We start from the raw sequence: 23,680 nt of genomic DNA, 5'->3' as shown, positions 1-23,680 counted from the left end.
CACCGCGCCGACCGATGCGGACCCTGACGCCCGTGCCCGCGTGCTCACTTCAGCCTGCTCGAAGCGAGGATGGACACGAGGTGGAGCAGGGTCTGCAGGAGCGCGATGCCCGCCAGCACGGCCACACCGAGGCGCGTGAAGAACAGGTCGCCCCGGATCTGGTCCACGATCGCGAGGACCAGGATCAGCAGGGACGCCTCGATGCCGAGGATGAGGCGGTGGAACTTCAGCGCGGACGCCGCCTTGCGGGCGAGCGCCATGCCGGAGGCCTTGATCTCGGAGGCCGACTCCTTGACCTGCTCACGGCCGCTCTGCGCGCGGGAGACGCCGACGAGGTCGGTCTCGGCCTTGATCAGGATCGCGCCGAGCGCGGCGAGCGTGCCGAGGAAGGCCCACAGCCAGTCGATCCGGCCCGTGCCCCACAGATCGGCGGCGCGCAGGCCGAAGCCGACGAGGACGGCGGCGTCGGTGAGGTACGCACCGACGCGGTCCATCCAGACACCGGCGAGCGAGTACTGCTTGCGCCACCGGGCGATCTCGCCGTCGACGCAGTCGAGGAGCAGGTACAGCTGGACCGCGACGACGCCGAGGACGGCACCCCAGATGCCCGGCACGAGCAGGGCGGGGGCCGCGAGGACGCCGCAGACGGTCATCAGGTAGGTCAGCTGGTTGGGCGTGACCTTGGTGTTCACCAGGTGTCGGTCGATGCGCAGCGAGATCTCGCGCATGTAGAGCCGTCCACCCCAGTGCTCACCGCTGCGCCGGTCCTTCACACCCGCGGGGTGGACGACCGGGCGGAGCTCAGCTACCGATGGCTTTTGCATAGTCGGCGTAGGCGTCCCTGATCTGGTCGGAGGTGAGGGCGAGGTGTTCGAGGATCGTGTAGCGGCCCGGCCGGGTCTGCGGAGCGAACTCCACGACCTTCACGAACTCCTCCACGGTGAAGCCGATCTCCTCGGGCGTCACGGGCAGGCCGTGACGGCGGAGCACGTCGACCATGTAGCGGGACTGTTCGCGGGCACCACGCAGGTGCATCGCGAAGGCCGCGCCCAGGCCGCACTGCTCGCCGTGGCTGGCCGCGCGCTTGGGGTAGAGGAGGTCGAAGGCGTGGTTGATCTCGTGGCAGGCGCCGGAGGCGGGCCGGGAGTCGCCGGACACCGACATGGCGATGCCGGTGAGGACCAGGCCCTCGGCGAGCACCTGGAGGAAGTCGTCGTCGCCGACGCCGCCGGGGTGGCGCAGGACCGCTTCGCCGGCCTGGCGGGCCATGGCGGCCGCGAGCCCGTCGATGTCCTCGCCGCGCTCACGGGCGGCCAGCTCCCAGTCCGCGATCGCGGAGATGTTGGACACGGCGTCGCCGATGCCGGAGCGCACGAAACGGACCGGCGCCTCACGGATCACGTCGAGGTCGATGACGACCGCGATGGGATTCGGCACACCGTACGAGCCGCGGCCCGCGTCGTTGTCGAGGGTCGCGACCGGCGAGCAGAGGCCGTCGTGCGACAGGTTCGTCGCGACGGCGACCAGCGGCAGACCCACGCGCGCGGCGGCGAACTTGCCGCAGTCGATGATCTTGCCGCCGCCGAGCCCGACGATCGCGTCGTAGCGGCCGGCCTTCTTGACGTCGTCGGCGAGCTGGATGGCGTCGTCGAGGGTGCCGCCGCCGACCTCGAACCAGTCGGCGCGGGGCAGCGAGGGCTCGAGGCGAGCCCGCAGGGCGGCGCCCGAGCCACCGCTGATCGCGATGGCCAGGCGCCCCGTGGACGACGAGATCCTCTGGTCGGCCAGGACCCCGGCCAGGTCGTTGAGCGCCCCCGGCCGGATGTCGACGACGACCGGCGAGGGGATGAGCCTCGTCAGTACTGGCACGCGATCTCCCGGGCCTTGGCGAGGTCGTCGTGGTTGTCGATCTCGACCCACTTCACGTCGCCGATCGGGGCGACGTCGACCTTGAAGCCGCGGTTCACGAGCTCCTGGTAGCCGTCCTCGTAGTACAGCTGCGGGTCACGCTCGTACGTGGCCTTCAGGGCGTCGGCCAGCTCGTCGGCGGCCTCGCCCTCGATGAGGGTGAGACCGATGTACTCGCCGGTGGCCTCGGCCGGGTCCATCAGCTTCGTGATCTTCCGGACGCCCGTCTCGGGGTCCACGACGACCTTCATCTCCTCCTCGCCGAGGTCCTTCACCGTGTCCAGGGCAAGAATGATCTTCTTGCCGTCGCCACGGGCGGCGAGCAGCGTCTTCTCGACGGAGACGGGGTGCACGGTGTCGCCGTTGGCGAGGATCACCGAGTGCTTGATGGCGTCACGGCCGCACCACAGGGAGTAGGCGTTGTTCCACTTCTCGGCGACGTCGTTCTCGATCAGCGTCAGCTTCAGGCCGTACTTCGCCTCGAGCGCGGCCTTGCGCTCGTAGACGACCTCCTTGCGGTAGCCGACGATGATGCCGACCTCCTCGAGGCCGATCTCGGCGAAGTTCTTGAGGGTGATGTCGAGGACGGAGAGCTCGTTCTCGGTTCCCTCGCCCGCGACGGGCACGAGCGCCTTGGGAAGCGTCTCGGTGTAGGGGCGAAGCCGGCTGCCGGCGCCGGCGGCCAGGACGAGGCCGATCATGCGGGTTCTCCTTCATCGTGTACGGCGGGTGCTCCACGACGAGCGGAAGCGACCCAGAAGCGGATGCTCTCGGCGAGCACCACAAGTGCCACGAGCACGGCGAGCGCCGTGAGCGCGAGCGTGAAATCTGACGTTGCGAGCAGCGCGGCCAGCAAGGTGACCAGCAGCGTTCTGCCGTCGTGTCCGCCGATGGCGTGCACCAGCCACCGCGGCGGCGCTCCGGTGCCACCGCGGATGCGGTACACCGTGTCGTAGTGATGGTAGGCGACCGCACCCACCAGCCCGAAAGCCGCGGGCAGGGCCCCCTGTACGTCCGCCTTGGCCGCGAGCAGCAGGACCGTGCCGTACTCGGCGGCCCGGAAGACCGGCGGGACCAGCCAGTCCAGGGGTCCTGTGAGCGGTCCGGAGACGGCGAGGGAGGTGAGGATCACGTAGACGCAGGCCGCGCCGAAGACGGTCCAGGACCCGTAGCCGCAGACCGCGGTGGTGATCACCAGGAGGGCCGCGGCGACCGCGGCGAGCAGCGGCGCGGTGTACCCGCCGCCGCGCAGCTTGCGGATCGTGCCGCCGGTCAGCAGGCCGGTGTCGGCCAGATCGACCAGGGCCTGCGCGGCGCGCGGGGTGCGGTGCGCCTTGCGGGTCAGCGAGCGCAGGACGCGGCCCGCGGTCGTGTAGCAGGCGGCGAGGGCGCAGCCGACGAGAAGGACGTAGAAGGTGATGCGCGGTGTGGTCAGCGCGGTGAGGATCGCGATCAGCGCCCAGCGTTCGCCGATCGGCAGCACTATCATCCGGCGCACCCAGACCGTCCACCCGACGCTGTCGAGTCTGTCCGAAAGAGCTGCGGTGGGGCTGGTGTTGGCGGTCGCGTCGTGATTCGCCTCGTTGAACGAGAAGTCGACGACGTGCCGGCAGGTCTGCAGGACCATCGCGCCGAGCGCCAGGGCCCATACGTCATCGCCGGTGGCGTTGGCCGCGCCGAGCGCGAGGCCCGCGTAGTAGGCGTACTCCTTGGCGCGGTCGAACGTCGCGTCCAGCCAGGCGCCGAGTGTCGAGTACTGCAGCGAGTAGCGGGCGAGCTGCCCGTCGGTGCAGTCCAGGACGAAGGAGAAGAGCAGCAGCAGGCCCGCGCCGACGAAGCCGATCCGGGTTCCCGTGGCCGCGCAGCCCGCCGCGATCAGGGCGGTGAGCAGCGACGCGGTGGTGACCTGGTTCGGGGTCAGGCCGCGGCGGGCGCACCAGCGCGCGATGTAGCGGGAGTACGGGCTGATGCAGTACGTGGTGAAGAAGCCGTCCCGCGCCTTGACCGCTGTACGCAGCCGGATCGCCTCGTCGTCGACGGCGGCGACGGCCTGGCGGGCCTCGTTGCGGGCCTGCGGGTCGGCGGGCACCGCGGCGACGAGTTCACCGAGCTCGGGGCGGTGCACGTCGGTGCCGGCCGCCGCCAGACTCTCGGCCGCGGCGTCGGGGGCGGGACCCGTCTCCGCGACGGCCCGCTGCAGGGCCTGGCGGGCCGAGGGCTGGGCGGTGAGGGCGCCGGGGATCGCCGACGCGGGAAAGCGGGGGTCGGTGAGGCCGAGGCGCAGGGCGTGGACATGGCCCACGAAACCCGCGTCGACGACCGCGACCCGCTGGTCGCCCGGGGCACTCGCGAGCGCGGTTTCGGCGTCCGCCGGGTCCGGGGCGAGTCGCACGTCGAAGCCGAGTGCCCGAAGATCGCCCTCCAGGGACGACCCGGGGACCGGCTGACCGGTGACGATGGCGGTCGACAGACGAACTCACTCCTTGGGTGCCGACGCGAGGGCGCCGGGCTCAAGCACGGTGGAGGCGCCCGGAGCACAGCCCCCAACAGTTCCTAGGGGTGGCCGGGCGGTATGTCGGCAGAGGCTATCGGATGTTGAGCGCCGGACGTTCACCGCCCGTTTACGGCCCGATTGGCCCCTGTCTCACGCGGTCTGTGTAGGCCAGGCCGCCGGTTCATCATTGTCGATCAAGGCCCCGCGCCACAAACCCGAGGGCGGTCTGTTCCCGCATGGGCCCGCTTAGGGTGGTGCGTCATGACATGGCTGATCACCGGCGGAGCCGGATACATCGGGGCACACGTGGCGCGGGCGATGGTGGGAGCCGGGGAGCGCGTCGTCGTCCTCGACAACGTGACGTCGGGGGTGCCCGACCGGCTGCCCGCGCAGATCCCGCTGGTGCGCGGCTCGGCGCTGGACGCCGATCTGGTGCGGCGGGTGTGCGCCGAGCACGAGGTGACCGGTGTGGTGCACCTCGCCGCGCACAAGCAGGTCGGCGAATCGGTCGAGAAGCCCGAGCCGTACTACCGGGACAACGTGGGCGGGCTCGCCACGCTCCTGGAGACCGTCGCGGCGGCGGGCGTGCGGCGCTTCGTCTTCTCGTCCTCGGCGGCCGTCTACGGCAACCCCGACACCGATCTCATCACCGAGTCGACGCCGTGCGCTCCCGTGAACCCGTACGGCGAGACGAAGCTGGCGGGCGAGTGGCTGGTGCGGGCCGCCGGGCACGCGCACGGGATGGCGACGGTGTGCCTGCGTTACTTCAACGTGGCGGGCGCCGTCGAGCCGCGGCTCGCCGACATCGGCGTCTACAACGTGATCCCGATGGTCTTCGACCGGCTCACGCGCGGCGAGGCCCCGCGGATCTTCGGCGACGACTACCCGACGCCGGACGGCACGTGCGTCCGCGACTACATCCACGTCGCCGATCTCGCCGAGGCACATCTGGCGGCGGCCCGCAGGCTGGCGCTGCCCGACGCGAGCGGTGATCTGACCCTCAACATCGGTACGGGCCGGGGCGTCTCGGTGCGCGAGCTCATCGACTTGATCGCGGAGGTCACCGGGGACCCGACGCAGGCGCTCGTCGAGCCGCGCCGCCCCGGCGACGCGCCCACCGCGATCGGCTCCTCGGCGCGGGCCGAGAAGGAGCTCGGCTGGACGGCGACGCGCGGGGTACGCGAGATGGTCGAGTCGGCCTGGGCCGGCTGGCGTCTCCGGCACCCCGGTACGACCGCCGAGTGATCGCGCCGACGTGATCTTGCCGACGCCCTGACCTGCGGACATACGGAGTGCGTCCGCAGGACATCACCGCAGGTCAGGGCAGATGACAACGGTGTTCATGGCAGTGTTTGCGGATACCCCCTGCCCGTAGTTCACTGTGATCGCCGCCCGCACCGGAGCGGCACGGCCGATCGACACGGAGGGCGGTTCCCATGGGGGCCGGACACGACCACGGGCACAGCCACGGGCTGACGACCGGGACGGCCGCCGCGGCCCACAAGGGCCGACTGCGCATCGCGCTCTCGATCACGCTGACCGTGATGGTGGTGGAGATCGTCGGCGGCATCATGGCCGACTCGCTCGCCCTGATCGCGGACGCCACACACATGGCCACGGACGCGCTCGGCCTTGCGATGGCGCTGCTCGCGATCCACTTCGCCAACCGTCCGGCCAGCGAGCAGCGCACCTTCGGCTACGCACGCGCCGAGATCCTCGCCGCCCTCGCCAACTGCCTGCTCCTGCTCGGCGTCGGCGGCTACGTACTGTACGAGGCGATCCAGCGCTTCATGGAGCCGGCCGAGACGGCGGGCGGCCTGACGATCGTCTACGGCCTCATCGGCCTGGTGGCGAACATGATCTCGCTGTCCCTGCTCGTGAAGGGCCAGCAGGAGAGCCTGAACGTGCGCGGCGCCTTCCTGGAGGTGGCGGCGGACGCGCTCGGCTCGCTGGCGGTGCTGATCTCGGCCGTGATCATCCTGACCACGGGCTGGCAGACCGCCGACCCGATCGCCTCGCTCGTCATCGGCCTCATGATCGTCCCGCGGACGGTCAAGCTGCTGCGCGAGACCCTGAACGTGCTGCTCGAGTCGGCCCCCAAGGGCGTCGACATGGCCCAGGTGCGCTCCCACATAGTGGCGCTGCCGGGCGTCGAGGACGTCCACGATCTGCATGCCTGGACGATCACCTCGGGCATGCCGGTGCTCTCCGCGCACGTGGTCGTCAGCCAGGACGTGCTCAGCACGATCGGCAACGAGAAGATGCTGCACGAGCTGCAGGGCTGCCTCGGCGACCACTTCGACGTCGAGCACTGCACCTTCCAGTTGGAGCCCAGCGGTCACGCGGAGCACGAGGCGAAGCTCTGCCACTGACGGGCCGTTGCCGTACGTGCTAGCGTGGTCGGCGATCTTTGAGGAGGTGGGTTGATGACTGTCGTCGCGGTGACCGCTGCCGTGCGCAGCGACAGGTACATCCCCATCTCCCGGGCCCTCGTCTGAGCGAGCCCCTTCACTCAAGGGTTTTACGTTGACTGACGACAGCAACGTCGTACGCGATTCCTTCTTCGCCCTGCACCACGGTCTCCCCCGGCAGGGCCCCGGCTCCGACGCCACGACGCGCCGCCTGCTCTCCTTCGCGGGCGTCCTGCCCGCACGTCCGCGCATCCTCGACCTGGGCTGCGGCCCGGGCCGCTCCGCGCTGCTGCTCGCCGCCGAGACCGGCGGCGAGGTGACGGCCGTGGACCTGCACGAACCGTTCCTGGACGAGCTGCGGACGGCGGCCCGTGAGCGCGGACTCGCCGACCGGGTCCACGCGGTCGCGGCCGACATGGGCGAACTCACCTGTCCGGATGGTTCGTTCGACCTGATCTGGGCCGAGAGTTCGGCGTACAGCATCGGCTTCGACACCGCGCTCGCGCGGTGGAAGCGACTGCTCGCCCCCGGTGGCGCGCTGGTGCTCACCGAGTGCGAGTGGACGACGGACACCCCCTCCCCGCAGGCCCGCGCCTTCTGGGAGGAGCACTACAAACTCCGCACGACCGAGGGGAACCTGCGGGCCTGCACGGCCGCCGGGTACTCCGTGCTCGGTGTGTACCCACAGCCCGAGTCCGACTGGGACGAGTACTACGGGCCGCTCGCCGAGCGGTCCGACGCCGCCGATCCGGAGCGTCCCGGCATGGCCGAGGCGCTCGCCGGTACGCGCGCGGAGCTGGCGTTGCGGCGTGCGCACGGCGCGGAGTACGGGTACAGGGGCTTTGTCCTGAGGCCCGTGACACAGGTGCCGAACACCCCCTGAGCGCCTGGTCCCGCCCGGCTTCGCGGCCGGGCGGGACATTCCGAACGTGGCTAGGTCGGAGAGTGCCCGTTCCGTACGGCAGACTTGGGGCTTGAGGACCGAAGCGAAGGATGGGTATGCCGATCACACCTGCCACCGCGGCGAACAGTTCGTCGAACGGCACCGGAGAAGCGATCTTGCTGGAACTCGTCGACGAGGACGGCAGGACGATCGGCACCGCGGAGAAGCTCTCCGCCCACCAGCCACCCGGCCGACTGCACAGAGCGTTCTCCGTGTTTCTCTTCGACGAGCAGGGGCGGCTGCTGCTCCAGCAGCGGGCGCTCGGCAAGTACCACTCCCCCGGCGTCTGGTCGAACACCTGCTGCGGGCACCCCTACCCGGGTGAGGCCCCGTTCGCCGCGGCCGCCCGGCGCACCTTCGAGGAGCTGGGCGTCTCGCCGTCGCTGATGGCGGAGGCCGGCACCGTGCGCTACAACCACCCCGATCCCGAATCGGGCCTGGTGGAGCAGGAGTTCAACCACCTGTTCGTCGGGATGGTGCAGGCGCGGCCGAACGCGGATCCGGAGGAGGTCGGGGCGACCGCGTTCGTGACGGCCGACGAACTGGCCGAGCGGCACGCCGCGGACCCGTTCTCGGCGTGGTTCATGACCGTGCTCGACGCGGCTCGGCCCGCCGTCAGGGAGCTGACGGGCCCGGCCGCGGGCTGGTAGCCGTCCGGTCGTCAGGCGGCCGCGGAGTTCTCCGCGAGAATTCTTCGCGGGGTTCTCCGTAGGGTCCTTCGTGGGGTTCTTCGTGGGGTTCACACGCAGGAGCTGAGGGGCAGGGCGGCCCAGATCACCTTGCCCCCGCTCGCGGTGTGCTCGACGTCGCAGACGCCGCCCGCCTCCGCGGTGATCTCCCGTACGAGCAGCAGCCCGCGGCCGCCGGTCTGGCCACTGGTGGCTTCGAGTGCCGTGGGGCGGTAGGGGTGTTCGTCCTCCACGGAGACCCGCACCCACTCCGCGCCGACGGCGACCTCCACGGCGAGCGTGGGCGAGAGCAGGGCGGCGTGCTTCACCGCGTTCGTGACGAGTTCGGAGACGATCACCAGCAGCCCGTGGACCAGATCGTCCGAGGCGGGCACGCCCTGCCGGCCGAGCAGTTCGCGCACCGCCCGTCGGGCCTGTGGCACGGAGGCGTCGACCGCCTGCGCCGTGAACCGCCAGATCCCCTCGTACGGCAGCGGCGGCCCGCCCGCGAACCGCTCGGCGAGCTCTCCCCCACTGCCGTGAGGGCGTGTGCGGGCCCCCGGCCCGTCGTCACCCATCGTCCGGTCCCCGTCCTCGCGCTCGATTGTCACCACCCGTCGAGTGTTGGTAACACACAGGTCCGGACCGGCTTACTGACCAGAAGTCAGCGAGTATCGGCGGATTTTGATCGCGAATGTGTGGCAGCTTCAGCCGTGCGACCGGTCCTGTCCTGGTCGTTCCTCTTTCGGGGGCTCTTCAGCTTGTTGTACGAGGTTCACGGGCCGGGGGCGCCCCTTCTTGATCGCCCGTTCGAGTCCGACGGATAGCATCCGCCGCATGGCCTCCTTGTCCTCGCAGCAACTCACGCACACCGTCACCGACGGGGTCGCCACCGTCGTCATCGACCATCCGGCCAAGCGCAACGCCATGACCGACACGATGTGGGCCGCCCTGCCACCGCTGCTCACGGAGCTCGCGACGGATCCGGCCGTACGGGTCCTGGTGCTGACCGGCGCAGGGGACACCTTCTGCGCCGGGGCGGACATCTCGACGCTCGCCTCGGGCGCGGGCGTGGCGCAGCGGCTGGCTGTCGCGGCGGAAGAGGCACTGGCCGCGTTCCCGAAGCCGACGCTGGCCGTGATCCGCGGTTTCTGCGTGGGTGGCGGGGCTCAGCTGGCGGCGGCGTGCGATCTGCGGTTCGCCGCCGAGGGCGCGCTGTTCGGGGTGACCCCGGCCAAGCTCGGGATCGTCTACCCGGCTTCCTCGACGCGGCGCCTCGCGGAGCTGGTGGGTCCGGCGACCGCCAAGTACCTGTTGTTCTCCGGCGAGTTGATCGGGACGGAGCGGGCGCTGCGGACCGGGCTCCTGGACGAGGTCCTGGCCGAGGCCGAACTGGGCGAGCGCGTCGCGGAGTTCACCCGGGTGCTTGCCGGCCGCTCGCAGCTGACACAGGCGGCGGCGAAGGAGTTCGCGGCGGGGCGCACCGACCGGGACGCCTACTGGGGCGAGCAGGCGCGCGGCAGCGGCGACACCGCGGAGGGCGTCGCCGCGTTCCTGGAGCGCAGGGCGCCGCGCTTCGGCTGGACCGTGCCGACTGCGTCAACTGAGCCGAATACGCCAACTACACCAACTGCACGGCCTACTTCGACTACACGGTCTACTTCAGGATGAAGCGGCTCTTGGCCCGGAACTCCTCGACGAGGTGGGCGGGCGCCTTCTGCGGTGAGCCCGCGTCGTAGGGCGGCTGCGGGTCGTATTCGGTCAGCAACTGCACGGCCTGGGCGTGCTCGTCACCCGCGATCTTCCCGAGCAGGGTCAGACCCATGTCGATGCCGGACGACACCCCGGCCGCGGTGACGTACTTGCCCTCGATGACGACGCGCTCGCCCGTCGGCTGCGCGCCGAACTCTTTCAGGAAGTCGAGAGCGAGCCAGTGCGAGGTGGCTCGCCGCCCGCGGAGCAGGCTCGCGGCGGCCAGCAGCAGGGAGCCGGTGCAGACCGACGTCGTCCAGGTACTGGTCGCGTCGGCCGCCCGCAGCCACCCGAGGAGGGTCTCGTTCTCCATCTGCGCGGTCTGTCCCGGGCCGCCCGGGACGACGATGATGTCCGGGTGCGCGACCTCGGCGAGCGTCTTGTCCGCGGTGAGGGCGAGGGCGCCGGTGTCGCTGCGGACGGGGCCCGTTTCCTCGGCGACGAAGACGAGCTCCGCGTCCGGGAGGCGGCCGAGCGTTTCGTAGGGGCCGACGGCGTCGAGCGCGGTGAATCGGTCGAACAGGACGATGGCGATCTGCACGGCGTTCCCTTCGGTGGAGCGACAGGTGGAGCGACAGGTGGAGCGACAGGGTGACGGCCCGGCGGGCCGGTCGGTCAGTGCGAGGGGGCGGGCGCGTGGAAGCGGCGCCGGTACTCGGCCGGTGGTGTGCCGAGGGTCTTGAGGAAGGCGCGGCGCATCGCCTCCGGCGTGCCGTAGCCGCTGGCGCGGGAGATCTCCTCGACGCCGTCGGTCGTGTCCTCCAGGAGGCGGCGGGCGTGCTCGACCCGGACGCGCTCCACGTAGGTGCCGGGGGTGAGTCCCGTCTCCGCCTGGAAGGCGCGGGCGAAGTGGCGGGGCGAGAGGCGGGCGCGGGCCGCCATCGACGCCACGCAGAGGTCGTCGCCGGGATGCTCGGTGATCCACTGCTGGACCTCGCGCAGCGGCTCGCGGCGGGCGGTCTGGGCGGCGAGCTGGGCGCTGAACTGGGCCTGATTCCCCGGGCGCCGCAGGAAGACGACCAGGTGGCGGGCGATCGTCAGGGCCACGTCCCTGCCGTGGTCCTCCTCGACGAGCGCGAGGGCCAGATCGATGCCGGCGGTGACGCCTGCGGAGGTCGCCACGTTTCCGTCGCGTACGTAGATGGGTTCCGGGTCGACATCGATCGCAGGGTGGTCGCGGGCGAGGCGGTCGCAGTACGCCCAGTGCGTCGTCGCCCTGCGGCCGTCCAGGAGGCCCGCCTGCGCGAGGAGGATCGCGCCCGTGCACACCGAGACGATCCGCCGGGCGTGCGGCGCGTTCACCCGCAGCCAGTCGACCAGGCGCGGGTCGGGCCGGCGCGTGCCCTGGCCGCCGGGGACCAGCACCGTGTGCGGGGCAGCGGCAGAGGCAGCGGCTTCGGCGAGGGAGTGGTCGGGGACCAGGGTCAGGCCGCTCGACGTACGCACCGGAGCACCGTCGAGCGAGGCGGTGCGGACGCGGTACCCGGTGGAGGCGGATCCCGCGGCGAGGGAGGCGCCGGCGAAGACCTCGACGGGGCCTGTGACGTCGAGGCTCTGTACGTCGTCGAAGAGGAGTACGAGAACAACGCGATCGGTGCGGGGCGGCATGTGTGTCATTCTTCGGGGCCTCACGCATGGCCGCAATGACGAGCACCCCTCCTTTCCTGCCATCGTCGACTCCCCCGCACTCCCCTGCGTACCAACCGGTCGGTAACGTACGGGCATGACCCCTGACCCGCGCCTGCGCGCCGCCCGCCGCTGTCACAACGTCGTCAACCCGTTCCACTCGACGCACTACTTCTCGCCCGACCTGGGCAAGGAACTGGCCGCCGTGGGCGTGGAAGACCGCAGCGCCGCCTATTTCGCGGTGCGGTCCGCGGCCATGGGGGCCGTCGGCGCCGGAACCGTGAGCTCGACCTTCTACAACTTCAAGCACGATCTCGTGGCCCGGCACGTGCCCGCGGTGTGGCAGGTCGCCTCCCCGGAGACGGTCCTCGCGGCACGCGCGCGTGCCGTCGACTCGACGTTGCGCCGCCTGCTCGGCGAGGAGACGCTCGCCTCCAAGGAGATGGCCGAGGCCGCCGAACTCGCCCTGCGCGCCACCGAAGCCTGCACCCGGCACGCCCGCCCCCTGTATGCGGCCCACGCGGACCTTCCCGTCCCCGAGGCTCCGCACCTCGCGTACTGGCACGCGGCGACGCTGCTGCGCGAGCACCGCGGCGACGGGCACCTCGCCGCGCTGCTCGCCGCCGAACTCGACCCGGTGGAGGCCCTCGTCAGCCATGTCGCGACCGGTAAGGGCATGGCCCCGAAGTGGCTGCTCGCCACGCGCGGCTGGACCCGGGCCGAGTTCGGCGAGGCCGCCGACCGGCTGCGCGCCCGGGGCCTGCTCACCGGGGACGAGGAGCTGACACTCACCGAACAGGGCGTTCAGCTGCGCGCGACGCTGGAGGAGCGCACGGACGTCCTCGACCGGGGACCCTACGAGCACCTCGGTGACGAGGGCGTGGCCCGGCTGACCGAGCTGGCCACGGGATTCATCGGAGCGGCACTCGGCAACGGCGCGTTCCCCGAGGACCTCATCGGCAAGACGGCCTGAGGCCCCGCAGGCCCGCTCCGGACGGACGGAGCGTGTGCGCAGGTCCGTGCCCTGATCCCCCGTTGTCGGTGCCACCTGCCACAATTGCCGCGCAACCTCATTCGACATAGGCGGTACGGGATCGTGGCGACACCCACTGTTGGGTCCATCGAAGGCAGGATCGCCGAGGAACTCGGCGTACGGGAGCGGCAGGTACAGGCTGCCGTCGAGCTGCTGGACGGCGGTTCGACGGTGCCCTTCATCGCCCGCTACCGCAAGGAGGCGACGGAGTCTCTCGACGACGCCCAGCTGCGCACCCTTGAGGAGCGGCTGCGGTATCTGCGCGAGCTCGAGGAGCGGCGCGCGTCGGTCCTCGAATCGGTGCGCGAGCAGGGCAAGCTCACCGAGGAGTTGGCGGCACAGATCCGTGCCGCCGACACCAAGGCGCGCCTGGAGGACATCTACCTGCCGTTCAAGCCGAAGCGGCGGACGAAGGCGCAGATCGCCCGCGAGGCGGGTCTCGAACCGCTGGCGGACGGCCTGTTCGGCGACCCGTCGGTGGAGCCGCTGGCCGCCGCGGCCGCGTTCGTGGACGCCGACAAGGGCGTCGCCGATCCGCAGGCCGCGCTCGACGGGGCCCGCGCGATCCTCACCGAGCGGTTCTCCGAGGACGCCGACCTGATCGGTGAGCTGCGCGAGCGCATGTGGGTGCGCGGGCGGCTCGCCGCGAAGGTGAAGCCCGGCAAGGAGGAGGCGGGCGCCAAGTTCGCCGACTACTTCGACTGCGCGGAGCCGTTCAAGGAGCTTCCCTCGCACCGCATCCTGGCAATGCTGCGCGGCGAGAAGGAGGACGTCCTCGAGCTCGTCCTGGAACCGGAGGAGCCGGGGCAGCCGGATACGGCAGGCACGGCGGCCTCGGCCTCTTCCTCGTACGAGCCGATCGTCGCCGACCGGTTCGGCATCCGCAACCAGGGGCGTCCCGGCGACAAGTGGCTGGCGGACACGGTCCGTTGGGCCTGGCGTACGCGCATCCTGGTGCACCTCGGCATCGACCTGCGGCTGCGTCTTCGTACGGCCGCCGAGGACGAGGCGGTCAAGGTCTTCGCGGCGAACCTGCGGGACCTGCTGCTCGCGGCCCCCGCGGGCACGCGCGCGACGCTGGGCCTCGACCCCGGCTTCCGTACGGGCGTGAAGGTCGCGATCGTCGACGCGACGGGAAAGGCCGTGGCGACCGATGTCATCCACCCGCACGTCCCGGCCAACCGCTGGGACGAGGCGATCGCCAAGCTGGCCCGGCTCGCCAAGGAGCACGCGGTCGACCTGATCGCGATCGGCAACGGCACGGCGTCGCGCGAGACCGACAAGCTCGCCGGTGAACTCATCGCCAAGCACCCGGAGTTGAACCTCACCAAGGTGATGGTCTCCGAGGCCGGCGCCTCGGTGTACTCGGCGTCGGCGTTCGCCTCGCAGGAGCTGCCGGACATGGACGTGACGCTGCGGGGCGCCGTCTCCATCGCCCGGCGGCTGCAGGACCCGCTCGCCGAACTGGTCAAGATCGACCCGAAGTCGATCGGGGTCGGCCAGTACCAGCACGACCTGAGCGAAGTGAAGCTCTCCCGCTCCCTGGACGCCGTGGTCGAGGACTGTGTGAACGGTGTGGGGGTGGACGTGAACACCGCGTCGGCCCCGCTGCTGGCCCGGGTCTCCGGGATCGGCACCGGACTCGCGGAGAACATCGTGGCGCACCGCGACGCCAACGGCCCGTTCGGCAACCGCAAGGGCCTCAAGGACGTGGCCCGGCTCGGCCCGAAGGCGTACGAACAGTGTGCGGGCTTCCTGCGCATCCGCGGCGGTGACGACCCGCTGGACGCCTCGTCCGTGCACCCGGAGGCCTACCCCCTGGTGCGGCGGATGGCGAAGTCGACCGGTGGCGCGGTCGGTTCGCTGATCGGCGACACGGGGACGCTGCGCTCGCTCAAGCCGGCCGACTACGTGGACACCACGTTCGGTCTGCCGACCGTGACGGACATCCTGAAGGAGCTGGAGAAGCCGGGGCGCGACCCGCGGCCCGCCTTCAAGACGGCCACCTTCAAGGAGGGCGTCGAGAAGATCGGCGACCTGGAGCCGGGGATGATCCTGGAGGGCGTCGTGACGAACGTCGCCGCCTTCGGTGCGTTCATCGACATCGGCGTGCACCAGGACGGGCTCGCGCACGTCTCGGCCCTGTCCCGTACGTTCGTGAAGGACCCGCGCGACGTCGTGAAGCCCGGCGACATCGTGAAGGTCAAGGTGCTCGAGGTCGATGCGGCGCGCAAGCGGATCTCGCTGACCCTGCGCCTCGATGACGAGAAGGGCAGCGCCCCGGGCGGGGAGCGTGGTGGGCGTCAGCGTCCGCCGCAGCAGAAGACCCGGCAGAACCGCGGAGGTTCGGCCGGATCCAATGCCGGCTCCGGCGCCGGCGCCAACGCCGGTGCGAAGGGCAAGGGGCGGCCCGCTCCGGCGCCCGCCAACTCGGCGATGCTGGACGCCTTGCGCAAGGCAGGACTGGCGTAGAGCACTCTTGATCGCGGAGCGCCCCCGCGGGGGCGCTCCGGGTCAGGCCTCCGTGACGTTTCCCGCGTTCACTTCCAGGCGCCGGTCCGTGCGGACCGCGTCCAGCATCCTGCGGTCGTGCGTGACCAGCAGCAGCGTGCCCTCGTACGACTCCAGGGCCGACTCCACCTGCTCGATGGCGGGCAGGTCCAGGTGGTTGGTCGGCTCGTCCAGGACCAGGAGGTTGACGCCCCTGCCCTGGAGGAGGGCGAGGGCGGCGCGGGTCCGTTCGCCGGGCGACAGGGTGGCCGCAGGGCGCAGGACGTGCTCCGCCTTCAGGCCGAACTTGGCGAGCAGGGTGCGCACCTCGGCCGGCTCGGTGTCGGGGACCGCCGCGCAGAACGCGTCGAGCAACGCCTCCGTGCCGTGGAACAGGGCGCGGGCCTGGTCGACCTCGCCGACCACGACGCCGGAGCCGAGCGTCGCATGCCCCGAGTCGAGCGGGATGCGGCCGAGCACGGCGGCGAGCAGGGTCGACTTTCCGGAGCCGTTCGCCCCGGTGATCGCGATCCGGTCCGCCCAGTCGATCTGCAGCGTGACCGGGCCGAACGCGAAGTCACCGCGCCGCAGTTCGGCGTCCCTGAGCGAGGCGACGACCGCGCCCGAGCGGGGCGCGGCCGCGATCTCCATGCGCAGCTCCCACTCCTTGCGGGGCTCGTCGACGACGTCGAGCCGCTCGATCATGCGCTGCGTCTGGCGGGCCTTGGCGGCCTGCTTCTCGCTGGCCTCGCTGCGGAACTTGCGGCCGATCTTGTCGTTGTCGGTCGCCTTGCGCCGGGCGTTCTTGACGCCCTTGTCCATCCAGCCGCGCTGCATCTGGGCGCGGCCTTCGAGCGCGGACTTCTTGTCGGCGTACTCCTCGAACTCCTCCCGCGCGTGGCGCCGGGCGACGTCGCGCTCCTCCAGGTAGGCGTCGTAGCCGCCGCCGTAGAGGTTGATCTGCTGCTGGGCGAGGTCGAGCTCGAGGACCTTGGTGACCGTGCGGGCGAGGAACTCGCGGTCGTGGCTGACGACGACGGTGCCCGCGCGCAGACCGCGGACGAACGCCTCCAGGCGCTCCAGGCCCTCCAGGTCGAGATCGTTGGTCGGCTCGTCCAGGAGGAAGACGTCGTAGCGGGAGAGGAGCAGCGAGGCCAGGCCCGCGCGGGCGGCCTGGCCGCCGGAGAGCGAGGTCATCGTCTGGTCGAGCCCCACCCGCAGGCCGAGCTGCCCGGCAACCTCGTCGGCGCGCTCGTCGAGGTCGGCGCCGCCGAGGCCGAGCCAGCGCTCCAGGCTGGTCGCGTACGCGTCGTCGGCGCCCGGGGCCCCGTCGACGAGGGCTTGGGTGGCCTCGTCCATGACGCGCTGGGCCTCGTCGACGCCGGTGCGGCGGGCGAGGAACTGGCGGACGGTCTCGCCGGGCCTGCGGTCCGGTTCCTGCGGGAGGTGGCCCACGGTCGCGGTCGCGGGGGAGAGCCGCAGTTCGCCCTCTTCCGGGGTGGCGAGTCCGGCGAGCAGGCGCAGGAGGGTGGACTTGCCGGCTCCATTGGCGCCGACGAGTCCGATCACGTCGCCGGGCGCGACGACGAGGTCGAGGTCGGCGAAGAGGGCACGGTCCCCGTGTCCGGCGGCGAGGTTCTTGGCTACGAGCGTGGCAGTCATCAGGGGGTCGATCCTAATCGGGACGCCGGGCGGGGGCGCGCTCGCACTGCCCCGCGCGCGGTCAGCGGGCCATCGGCGCCACCAGGACGCTCCCGGTGGTGCGCGCCACGAGGAAGGACTCCCCCTTGGTCGCCGCCCTGTCGAGAGACAGGCGGTGCCGGCCGGGGCCGAGGGTGTCGTCGTAGACCTCGAGGGTGCGGGCGCGGTTCAGGCGGTCGAGCCGGTACGCGGTGAGCTGTACGCGGCAGGTGGAGGTGACTTCGAGGCCCGCCTCCCCGTCGGCGGCGACGAGTCCGGTGAGGCGGCGCTGTTCCTGCGGGCTGCGGTCGAGCGCGGCCTCGATCTGGGCGACGAGCAGCGGGACGATCGGTGCTAGTCCTTCGACGTACGCCGGGTCGGCGCCCGCCTGCTCGAACTGGGCCCGTACAGCCGCCCGTTGGTCCTCGTCGGCGGCGCGGCCGAAGGCGACCGCCCCGTACGTGCGCAGCTCCTCGGCCGATACGCCGGAGGCGTCCTCGGTGATCTCGGCGCCGATGCCGATGGCGCGCAGGGCGGCGGCGAGTTTGGCGAGGAGGGCGACGCGCGCGCCGATGAGCAGCACTCGGCGGCGCCGCACGGGCTCGGCCGCTCCGTCGAGCAACTGGCCCAGTGCCGCGCGGTATTCGGCGCCGTCGAACCGGAACGGGCCGATGCCGTGGTAGCCGTTGAGCTCCAGGTCGACCCGTTCGTCCGTCTGCCAGGCGAAGTCCCGCCATACGTAGTCGTCACCGCCGTCGCCGGCCTGTTCGATCACGGCGGTGACCGCGCCGCACTCCAGGCCTTCGCACTCGGGACAGCCGTAGATGACGTAACGGCCGTGCGCGAGCGGCGCCTCGGCCTCCATCAGCAGGCTCCTGACGTGGTCGGTGAAGATCGCGGGCGGGATGTCGGCGGCCAACGGGGACACGGCGTCGAGGTCGGAGAGCTGGAAGAGCAGGGGGCGGCCGTTCACGATGAAGTCCACGAAGTCGCGGTGCACTTGGACATCACCATTGGAGAGAACGCCACCGGCGCGCATCGCCGGTGCCAGGCCGAAAGTCGCGTACTCGGCAGACATGCCCTGAGTATCCCCACTTGGCACCTGATATGAGCACGGCATGACATATTCCGCTCTTGGCCCGTCTTCAGGGGCTGGTCAGCACGTGTGCGATCGCCGACGCCGTGTCGGGCGCCAGGTGGGTCGGCGCGAACGCCGGCTCCGTCCAGGGGCGCCCCCGGGTCACCCAGGCCGTGCGCAGGCCCAGCTTCAGCGCTCCCCCGACATCGGCCGCCGCCGAGTCCCCCACCATCCAGGCCGCCCGGAGGGAACGGCCGGCGGCCGCCGCGTGGAAGATCTCCGGGCCGGGTTTCTCATCAGCCAGGCCAGATCCGCGGCCGGCAGGTCGTGGTCGGTCAGGAACGCCGCCGTCGCGGAGCGGACCGCGGCGTCCCGGTCGACCAGCGTGTTGTCCAGGTCGAGCATCAGCAGGGGCACGAGCGCCAGTGGATCACGCCCCGACCGCGGGGAACTCAGAGTTTCGGATCAGGTTTTCCGATGGGGTCGCCCTCCGTCTCCAGACCGTCGCCCGGGCCGATCCGGATCTCGAAATCGCCGCCGTACTTCACGTGTCCGGCGACCACCGCCGCCTCGACGGCCTCGATGCCCATGTCACCGCGGACGATCAGCGGGTCCTGTCGCAGGTCGCGCATGAGGGCCACGCACATGCCGATCATGACCAGGGTGAAGGGCGCCGCCACGAGGATCGTGAGGTTCTGCAGACCGGTGAGCGCGTTGCCGGAGCCGTTGCCGATGAGCAGCATGACGGCCGCCACCGCGCCGGTCACGACGCCCCAGAAGATGACGACGAACCGGCCGGGTTCCAGCGCGCCCTTCTGCGACAGCGTGCCCATGACGATCGAGGCCGCGTCCGCGCCGGAGACGAAGAAGATGCCGACGAGAATCATGACCAGCAGGCTGGATGCCGTGGCGATGGGGAACTCGTGCAGGACGCCGAAGAGTTGGGCCTCCTGGCTGGAGGCGCCGGCGAGCTGCCCGTGCTCCTTCATCTTCATCGCCGTACCGCCGAAGATCGCGAACCAGAGCAGGCTCACGGTGGAGGGTACGAGGATGACGCCGCCGACGAACTGGCGGATGGTGCGGCCTCGGCTGATGCGTGCGATGAACATGCCGACGAAGGGCGTCCAGGAGATCCACCAGGCCCAGTAGAAGACCGTCCAGCTGCCGAGCCAGTCGGCGACGCCCTTGCCGCTGGACGCCTCGGTGCGGCCGATGAGCTGGGGCAGGTTGCCGAGGTAGGCGCCGATGGACGTGGGGAGGAGGTCAAGGACGATGATCGTGGGGCCCGCGATGAAGACGAAGACCGCCAGGATGAGCGCGAGCACCATGTTGATGTTCGACAGCCACTGGATGCCCTTCTCCACTCCGGAGACGGCGGAGGCCACAAACGCCACGGTCAGGACCGCGATGATGGAGACGAGCAGCCCGGTACTGGCCTTGTCCATCCAGTTCAGGACCTCGAATCCGGAGCCGATCTGCAGCGCGCCGAGGCCGAGCGAGGCCGCCGAGCCGAAGAGCGTGGCGAAGATCGCGATGATGTCGATGACCCGGCCCCACGCGCCGTGGGCGTGCTTCTCGCCGATGAGCGGCACGAAGACGGAGGAGATCGTCTGCCGCCTGCGGCGTCGGAACGTGCTGTAGGCGATGGCGAGTCCGACGACCGCGTAGATCGCCCAGGGGTGCAGGGTCCAGTGGAACAGGGTGGTCGCCATGGCGGTTTCCATGGCGTCGGCCGAGTCCGCCGGGTCGGTGCCCGGCGGGGGCGTCGTGAAGTGGGCGAGGGGTTCGCTCACGCCGTAGAACATGAGGCCGATGCCCATGCCGGCGCTGAACATCATGGCGACCCAGGAGACGGTGCGGAACTCCGGCTCCTCACCCTCCTCGCCCAGGGTGATCTTCCCGTAGCGGCTGATGGCCAGCCACAGCGCGAAGACCACGAAGCCGGTGGCGGCGAGCATGAAGGCCCAACCACCGTTGTGGATAAGGCCTTTGAGCGCGCTGGTGGAGACGCTTTCCAGGCTGTCGGTGGCGACGGAGCCCCAGACCACGAAGGCCAGGGTGAGCACGGCGGTGACGCCGAACACGATCCGGTCGGTGGTGGGGCGCCGGCCGTCTGCCGCGCCCTCATCGAGGTGGGACGCATCGGGGGGTGGTTTCTGAGGGGTTGTCACCCTTTAGGGCCTACCACATCCGACGCGTCCCACACCCGCTCAGCAGCTGGTGTCGGGCGCCCCTTCCGTCAAGTGGTAGGGCGCACGAGCGTCGAGCAGCAGTGCGACCAGGGCCCGTTCGGACTGCCGCAGCGGTACGTAGGCTCCACTGCCCGATTTCCGGACGGTGATGCCGTGCAGGGACAACTCATCTTTGAACTCGGCGTATTGGTCCGCGGTGAGGCGGTATCCGCAGGGCGGGTTCTGGAGGGTGTCGGCGGGCTCGGCCGGGTCGTTGTCGGCGCCGCCCACATAGATCGGCCCGGTGTCACGGAACCCGGCGACCCGGGCAGCGCCCGTCGCCGCCTCGATCCGTCCGATCCGCTCCTTCGTGTACCGGAACAGGCCGCCGAGCGCGGCGAGTTGGGAGTCACGACGGCGCCGGTTGTTCAGCGACGCGTCGGCCTCCTCCGCGGGGGTGCCGGGGTCGACGCGGCTCTCGATGAGCAGGCCGACCGCGTGCTTGACGCCGGACATGTTGCGCAGGATGCGCTCCTGTCCGTCGCCCGCGGTCTGCTTGATCGGGTCACCGGTGACCGGGTCGGTCCAGATGCCGTACGTGCCCGTGGAGTGCCCGGCGGCGTTCGCGGCGGGGCGGACGTAGTCGAGGGAGAGCGTCTCGGCCTCGTCGTGCACCGTGGTGTCGGTGTTCAGGTTCCGCGGCCAGAGGTCGAAGAGGGCCTTGTCGTAGTACTGCGGGGTGGCCCCGTACTCGTGCAGGTCGTAGATGACGTCGGGCCGCCGGTCGCGGATGACGGCCGCCATCGCCCGCGCCTCCGCCGTCTTGAGGGCGAGGTGGTCACGGTTGATGTCGATGCCGTCGGAGTTGCCGCGGGTGTCGGCGGCGCGTCCGTCGGGGTTGGCGGTGGGGACGACGAGGAGGGTGGTGCGTGCGAGGAAGGCTTGCGTGGCCGCGTCTTTGGTGTACTTGGCGTACGCGAGGTCGCGGATCTCGGTGAGACACGCCTCGCGCCCGGACGGTTCGTCGCCGTGCTGGCTGCAGATCAGCAGCACGGTGTTCGCGGTGCGGTGTGCGCCGATGCGGACCAGTTGGACGGGGCGGTCCTGCTTCGTCGTGCCGATGCGGGAGACGGCGACCCGGTCGGAGGCCTTGTCGACGGCGGCGAGGAGCCGCTGCTCCTCGGGCTGGCTGGTCCAGCGGGCGCCGTTCGTCTGCTCGAAGCCGGTCCGCGGCACCGTGGAGGTCGCCTGGGCGGGGGCGCTCGCCACGAGGGGCGCGACGAGCGCCGCACCGGCGGTGGCCAGGGCGAGGGCGCGCTTGCGGGGGTTCATCGGTTACTGCCTCCCGGGACGGGGCGGTCCTGACGGAACGGGCTCACGCCGTCGGCCCCGGTCGTGTGCGGGGTGGCGCGGTGGGACCCGGCGGTGGCCGCCGTGAACGCCTTGGCGCCGCCGACGACGGGGACGCGGGCCACGGTGCGGGACAGGTCGAGGGCGAGGGTCGGCCTGGTCGACGGGGGGTCGATCAGGTCCTTGTCCGTCCCGGCGACGATCAGGGCGAGCCGGTGGCCCTTGGGCACGACATGGTCGCTCGCGGCGAGCTGGAGCGTGACGCTGTAGGTCTTGCCGGGGGTCAGCGGACGGCCCTTGTCCGGGTTCGCGTACGTGCCGAGATCGGCCCAGCCGCGGCTGAAGACCGTCGAGTTGACGTCGGCGGTGGCCGCCTGGGCGTTGAGGTAGCAGGAGCTGTCACCGGTGGTGCTGGGCCCGTAGCAGCTGCGGTCGGTGAGGGTCGTGATGCCCTCGCCGGCCCCCGCGTAGTCGCGGATGGTGGCCGGGCCGAGGTCGACCAGGACGGCGCTCAGGTGCGCACTGGTCGTCGTCGGGGTCGCGGTGACCGTCACCTTCGAGGAGCCCGACAGGCGCAGGTCCTTGCCGAGCGGACGGCTGATGAACCCGGCCTTGCCGGGGGTCGATGTATCGATCTGCGCGGCCCAGTCGGTCTCGCTCAGGGCCGGGTCGTCGGTGAACGTCTCGGTGCCGCGGGCGGACGTGAGGCCGAGAGTGCCGACGCCCGCGGCGCTGCCCTTACCCGGGTGCAGGGTGGTCGTCGCTGCCGTGCGCGCGGGCCAGACCTGGTCGGTGCTCCAGTGGTCGGGGGTGCGCTCGATGTCGGCCATCGGCTCGCGGTCGATGCCGTTGTCGTAGCCGAGGAGTTCGTGGTCGAACCAGCGGTGCAGGGTGGAGACCCAGGCGTCACGGCGGTAGTCGAACGGGTCGACGTGGCCGGTCTGGGAGAGCCAGATCTTGCGCTCGACGCCGTTCTTGGCGAGCGCGTCCCACCACTGGCCGAAGTGCTTGGCGCGGACGTTGAGGTCCTGCATGCCGTGGGCGATGAAGACGCTGGCCTTCACCTTGTGGGCGTCCTTGACGTAGTCGCGCTCCTGCCACAGGGAGGTCCAGTCACCGCTGCGGGGTGCTTCATCGACAAGTCGCTTCTGCACGGCCGCACACCGGGCGCGGGCCTCCGGGCTCTCGACGTAGTCGGACAGCCACTCGGGGCCCGAGTCGTAGAGCGGGGCGCCCTGCTGGAAGTAGTAGTCGTACCAGGACGAGATCCCGCTGATCGGGACGATGGTCTTCAGGCCCTCGACGCCGGTCGCGGCCACGCCGTTGGCGATGGTCCCGTCGTAGCTCTTGCCGATCATGCCGGTGCGGCCGTTGCTCCAGGAGGCTTGGGCGGCTTCGGTGCCGGTGCGGCTGGAGTAGCCCTTGGCGCGGCCGTTCAGCCAGTCGATGACGGCCTTGGCCGACTGGACGTCGGAGCGCCCACCGACGTCGACGCAGCCGTCGGAGCGGTTGGTGCCGGCGAGGTCGACGGCGACGAAGGCGTAGCCGCGGGGCACGAAGTAGTTGTCGTAGTAGAGCGGCATCTGGACGACGTTGCCGTTCGCGTCGTACGTCTTCAGCTGGCTCTCGTTGCCGCGCCCGCAGCAGGAGTAGTACGGGCTGGCGTCCATGATCACGGGGATCTTGCGGCCCTGCGCGGCGGGTTCGCGCGGGCGGACGATGTCGACGGCGACCCGGTCGGTCTTACCGTTGTCGTCACCGTCGACCCGGGTGTCGACCCAGACGGACTCGCGGATCGCGTTCTCGTACGAGTAGACGGGCGCCGACTCGCGGGAGGCGGGGGCAGCCGCCTGGGCGGCGCCGGGGACGACGAGAACGGCGAGCAGGGCGGCGGTGGCCGCGGCTGCGAACGTTCTCCAGAGGCGGTGGGTGCGTCTGGCAAGTATCGGCATGGCGCGGAAGGTACACGGGTCAACTCCCTCGCAACAGAGGGCAGTAGCGTGCGTGGACAGGCGCATGGGGCGGATTGGCACATGTCGGCCGAATGGCGATCGTGTGACAGGTGCGGCCATGGAC

General features: G+C 71.0%; 19 protein-coding genes and 1 pseudogene. 7 read left to right on the top strand and 13 right to left on the bottom strand.

What is annotated here, in order from left to right:
* Positions 1–44: 44 nt before the first annotated feature.
* The 4 genes from ACIREE_RS34255 to ACIREE_RS34240 are packed head-to-tail and all read right to left on the bottom strand — an operon-like array spanning position 45 to position 4,378.
* Positions 45–824, bottom strand: a complete 780-nt coding sequence (locus tag ACIREE_RS34255; RefSeq protein ID WP_404161137.1) for a CDP-alcohol phosphatidyltransferase family protein — start codon at positions 822–824, stop codon at positions 45–47.
* Positions 802–1,869 carry an iron-containing alcohol dehydrogenase family protein gene (locus ACIREE_RS34250; RefSeq protein WP_404161134.1) on the bottom strand — a complete coding sequence of 356 codons (1,068 nt, stop codon included), beginning with the start codon at positions 1,867–1,869 and terminating at the stop codon, positions 802–804. Before ACIREE_RS34250 ends, ACIREE_RS34255 begins: the two co-directional genes overlap by 23 nt.
* Positions 1,857–2,609: a phosphocholine cytidylyltransferase family protein gene (locus tag ACIREE_RS34245; protein ID WP_324772460.1), complete on the bottom strand. Its 753-nt coding sequence runs from the start codon at positions 2,607–2,609 to the stop codon at positions 1,857–1,859. Before ACIREE_RS34245 ends, ACIREE_RS34250 begins: the two co-directional genes overlap by 13 nt.
* A complete protein-coding gene (locus ACIREE_RS34240; protein ID WP_404161365.1) occupies positions 2,606–4,378 on the bottom strand; it encodes a DUF5941 domain-containing protein in 1,773 nt (590 codons plus the stop codon). The genes ACIREE_RS34245 and ACIREE_RS34240 overlap by 4 nt, the downstream gene beginning before the upstream one ends.
* A gap of 285 nt (positions 4,379–4,663) precedes the next feature.
* Between ACIREE_RS34240 and galE the strand changes: the two genes are divergently transcribed.
* From galE to idi, 4 genes and pseudogenes are all read left to right on the top strand, one after another.
* Positions 4,664–5,647, top strand: coding sequence for a UDP-glucose 4-epimerase GalE (gene galE / locus ACIREE_RS34235; RefSeq protein ID WP_404161130.1), 984 nt, complete (start codon positions 4,664–4,666; stop codon positions 5,645–5,647).
* Positions 5,648–5,838: 191 nt separating this feature from the next.
* On the top strand, positions 5,839–6,774 hold the full coding sequence (locus tag ACIREE_RS34230) for a cation diffusion facilitator family transporter (RefSeq protein WP_404161127.1): 936 nt from the start codon (positions 5,839–5,841) through the stop codon (positions 6,772–6,774).
* A 154-nt stretch (positions 6,775–6,928) separates the two neighbouring features.
* Positions 6,929–7,669: pseudogene (locus ACIREE_RS34225) on the top strand (SAM-dependent methyltransferase); the annotation flags it as partial.
* Between the two features lie 143 nt (positions 7,670–7,812).
* A complete protein-coding gene (gene idi, locus ACIREE_RS34220) occupies positions 7,813–8,406 on the top strand; it encodes an isopentenyl-diphosphate Delta-isomerase (RefSeq protein ID WP_404161124.1) in 594 nt (197 codons plus the stop codon).
* Between the two features lie 89 nt (positions 8,407–8,495).
* On the opposite strand, the gene ACIREE_RS34215 is transcribed toward idi, so the two are convergent.
* Entirely contained in the window at positions 8,496–9,038 is a 543-nt protein-coding gene (locus ACIREE_RS34215; RefSeq protein WP_404161121.1) for an ATP-binding protein, read from the bottom strand.
* Between the two features lie 223 nt (positions 9,039–9,261).
* Here ACIREE_RS34215 and ACIREE_RS34210 point away from each other — a divergent pair, with 223 nt between their 5' ends.
* Positions 9,262–10,095: an enoyl-CoA hydratase/isomerase family protein gene (locus ACIREE_RS34210; RefSeq protein WP_404161118.1), complete on the top strand. Its 834-nt coding sequence runs from the start codon at positions 9,262–9,264 to the stop codon at positions 10,093–10,095.
* Here the strand turns inward: ACIREE_RS34210 and ACIREE_RS34205 are convergent.
* Entirely contained in the window at positions 10,082–10,717 is a 636-nt protein-coding gene (locus ACIREE_RS34205) for a DJ-1/PfpI family protein (protein WP_404161115.1), read from the bottom strand. The two genes, ACIREE_RS34210 and ACIREE_RS34205, sit on opposite strands and share 14 nt — an antisense overlap.
* 74 nt (positions 10,718–10,791) lie before the next feature.
* Positions 10,792–11,784: a GlxA family transcriptional regulator gene (locus ACIREE_RS34200; protein WP_404161112.1), complete on the bottom strand. Its 993-nt coding sequence runs from the start codon at positions 11,782–11,784 to the stop codon at positions 10,792–10,794.
* A gap of 115 nt (positions 11,785–11,899) precedes the next feature.
* Here ACIREE_RS34200 and ACIREE_RS34195 point away from each other — a divergent pair, with 115 nt between their 5' ends.
* Both ACIREE_RS34195 and ACIREE_RS34190 read left to right on the top strand, forming a co-directional pair.
* Positions 11,900–12,775 carry a hypothetical protein gene (locus tag ACIREE_RS34195; RefSeq protein ID WP_404161109.1) on the top strand — a complete coding sequence of 292 codons (876 nt, stop codon included), beginning with the start codon at positions 11,900–11,902 and terminating at the stop codon, positions 12,773–12,775.
* Between the two features lie 123 nt (positions 12,776–12,898).
* The gene (locus ACIREE_RS34190) at positions 12,899–15,307 is read left to right on the top strand and encodes a Tex family protein (protein WP_404161107.1); all 2,409 of its coding nucleotides are present in this window, start codon (positions 12,899–12,901) and stop codon (positions 15,305–15,307) included.
* A 42-nt stretch (positions 15,308–15,349) separates the two neighbouring features.
* Here ACIREE_RS34190 and ACIREE_RS34185 read toward each other — a convergent pair whose 3' ends face one another.
* The 6 genes from ACIREE_RS34185 to ACIREE_RS34160 form a co-directional block, all read right to left on the bottom strand.
* A complete protein-coding gene (locus tag ACIREE_RS34185; RefSeq protein WP_404161104.1) occupies positions 15,350–16,987 on the bottom strand; it encodes an ABC-F family ATP-binding cassette domain-containing protein in 1,638 nt (545 codons plus the stop codon).
* Positions 16,988–17,048: 61 nt separating this feature from the next.
* Positions 17,049–18,083 carry an oxidoreductase gene (locus ACIREE_RS34180; protein ID WP_404161101.1) on the bottom strand — a complete coding sequence of 345 codons (1,035 nt, stop codon included), beginning with the start codon at positions 18,081–18,083 and terminating at the stop codon, positions 17,049–17,051.
* Positions 18,084–18,150: 67 nt separating this feature from the next.
* The gene (locus tag ACIREE_RS34175) at positions 18,151–18,315 is read right to left on the bottom strand and encodes an HAD hydrolase-like protein (RefSeq protein WP_404161098.1); all 165 of its coding nucleotides are present in this window, start codon (positions 18,313–18,315) and stop codon (positions 18,151–18,153) included.
* 220 nt (positions 18,316–18,535) lie between these two features.
* Complete coding sequence (locus tag ACIREE_RS34170) at positions 18,536–20,167, bottom strand: BCCT family transporter (RefSeq protein ID WP_404161362.1); 1,632 nt, start codon at positions 20,165–20,167, stop codon at positions 18,536–18,538.
* A gap of 126 nt (positions 20,168–20,293) precedes the next feature.
* Complete coding sequence (locus ACIREE_RS34165; RefSeq protein ID WP_404161095.1) at positions 20,294–21,586, bottom strand: M14 family metallocarboxypeptidase; 1,293 nt, start codon at positions 21,584–21,586, stop codon at positions 20,294–20,296.
* Entirely contained in the window at positions 21,583–23,556 is a 1,974-nt protein-coding gene (locus ACIREE_RS34160) for a Xaa-Pro dipeptidyl-peptidase (protein WP_404161092.1), read from the bottom strand. The genes ACIREE_RS34165 and ACIREE_RS34160 overlap by 4 nt, the downstream gene beginning before the upstream one ends.
* Between the last annotated feature and the right edge of the window lie 124 nt (positions 23,557–23,680).

The sequence above is a fragment of the Streptomyces sp. NPDC102467 genome (assembly GCF_044765445.1).
Lineage (GTDB): Bacteria > Actinomycetota > Actinomycetes > Streptomycetales > Streptomycetaceae > Streptomyces.
Note: the sequence above shows the minus strand (reverse complement) of the source record. Positions and strands in the feature narration are given on the sequence as shown.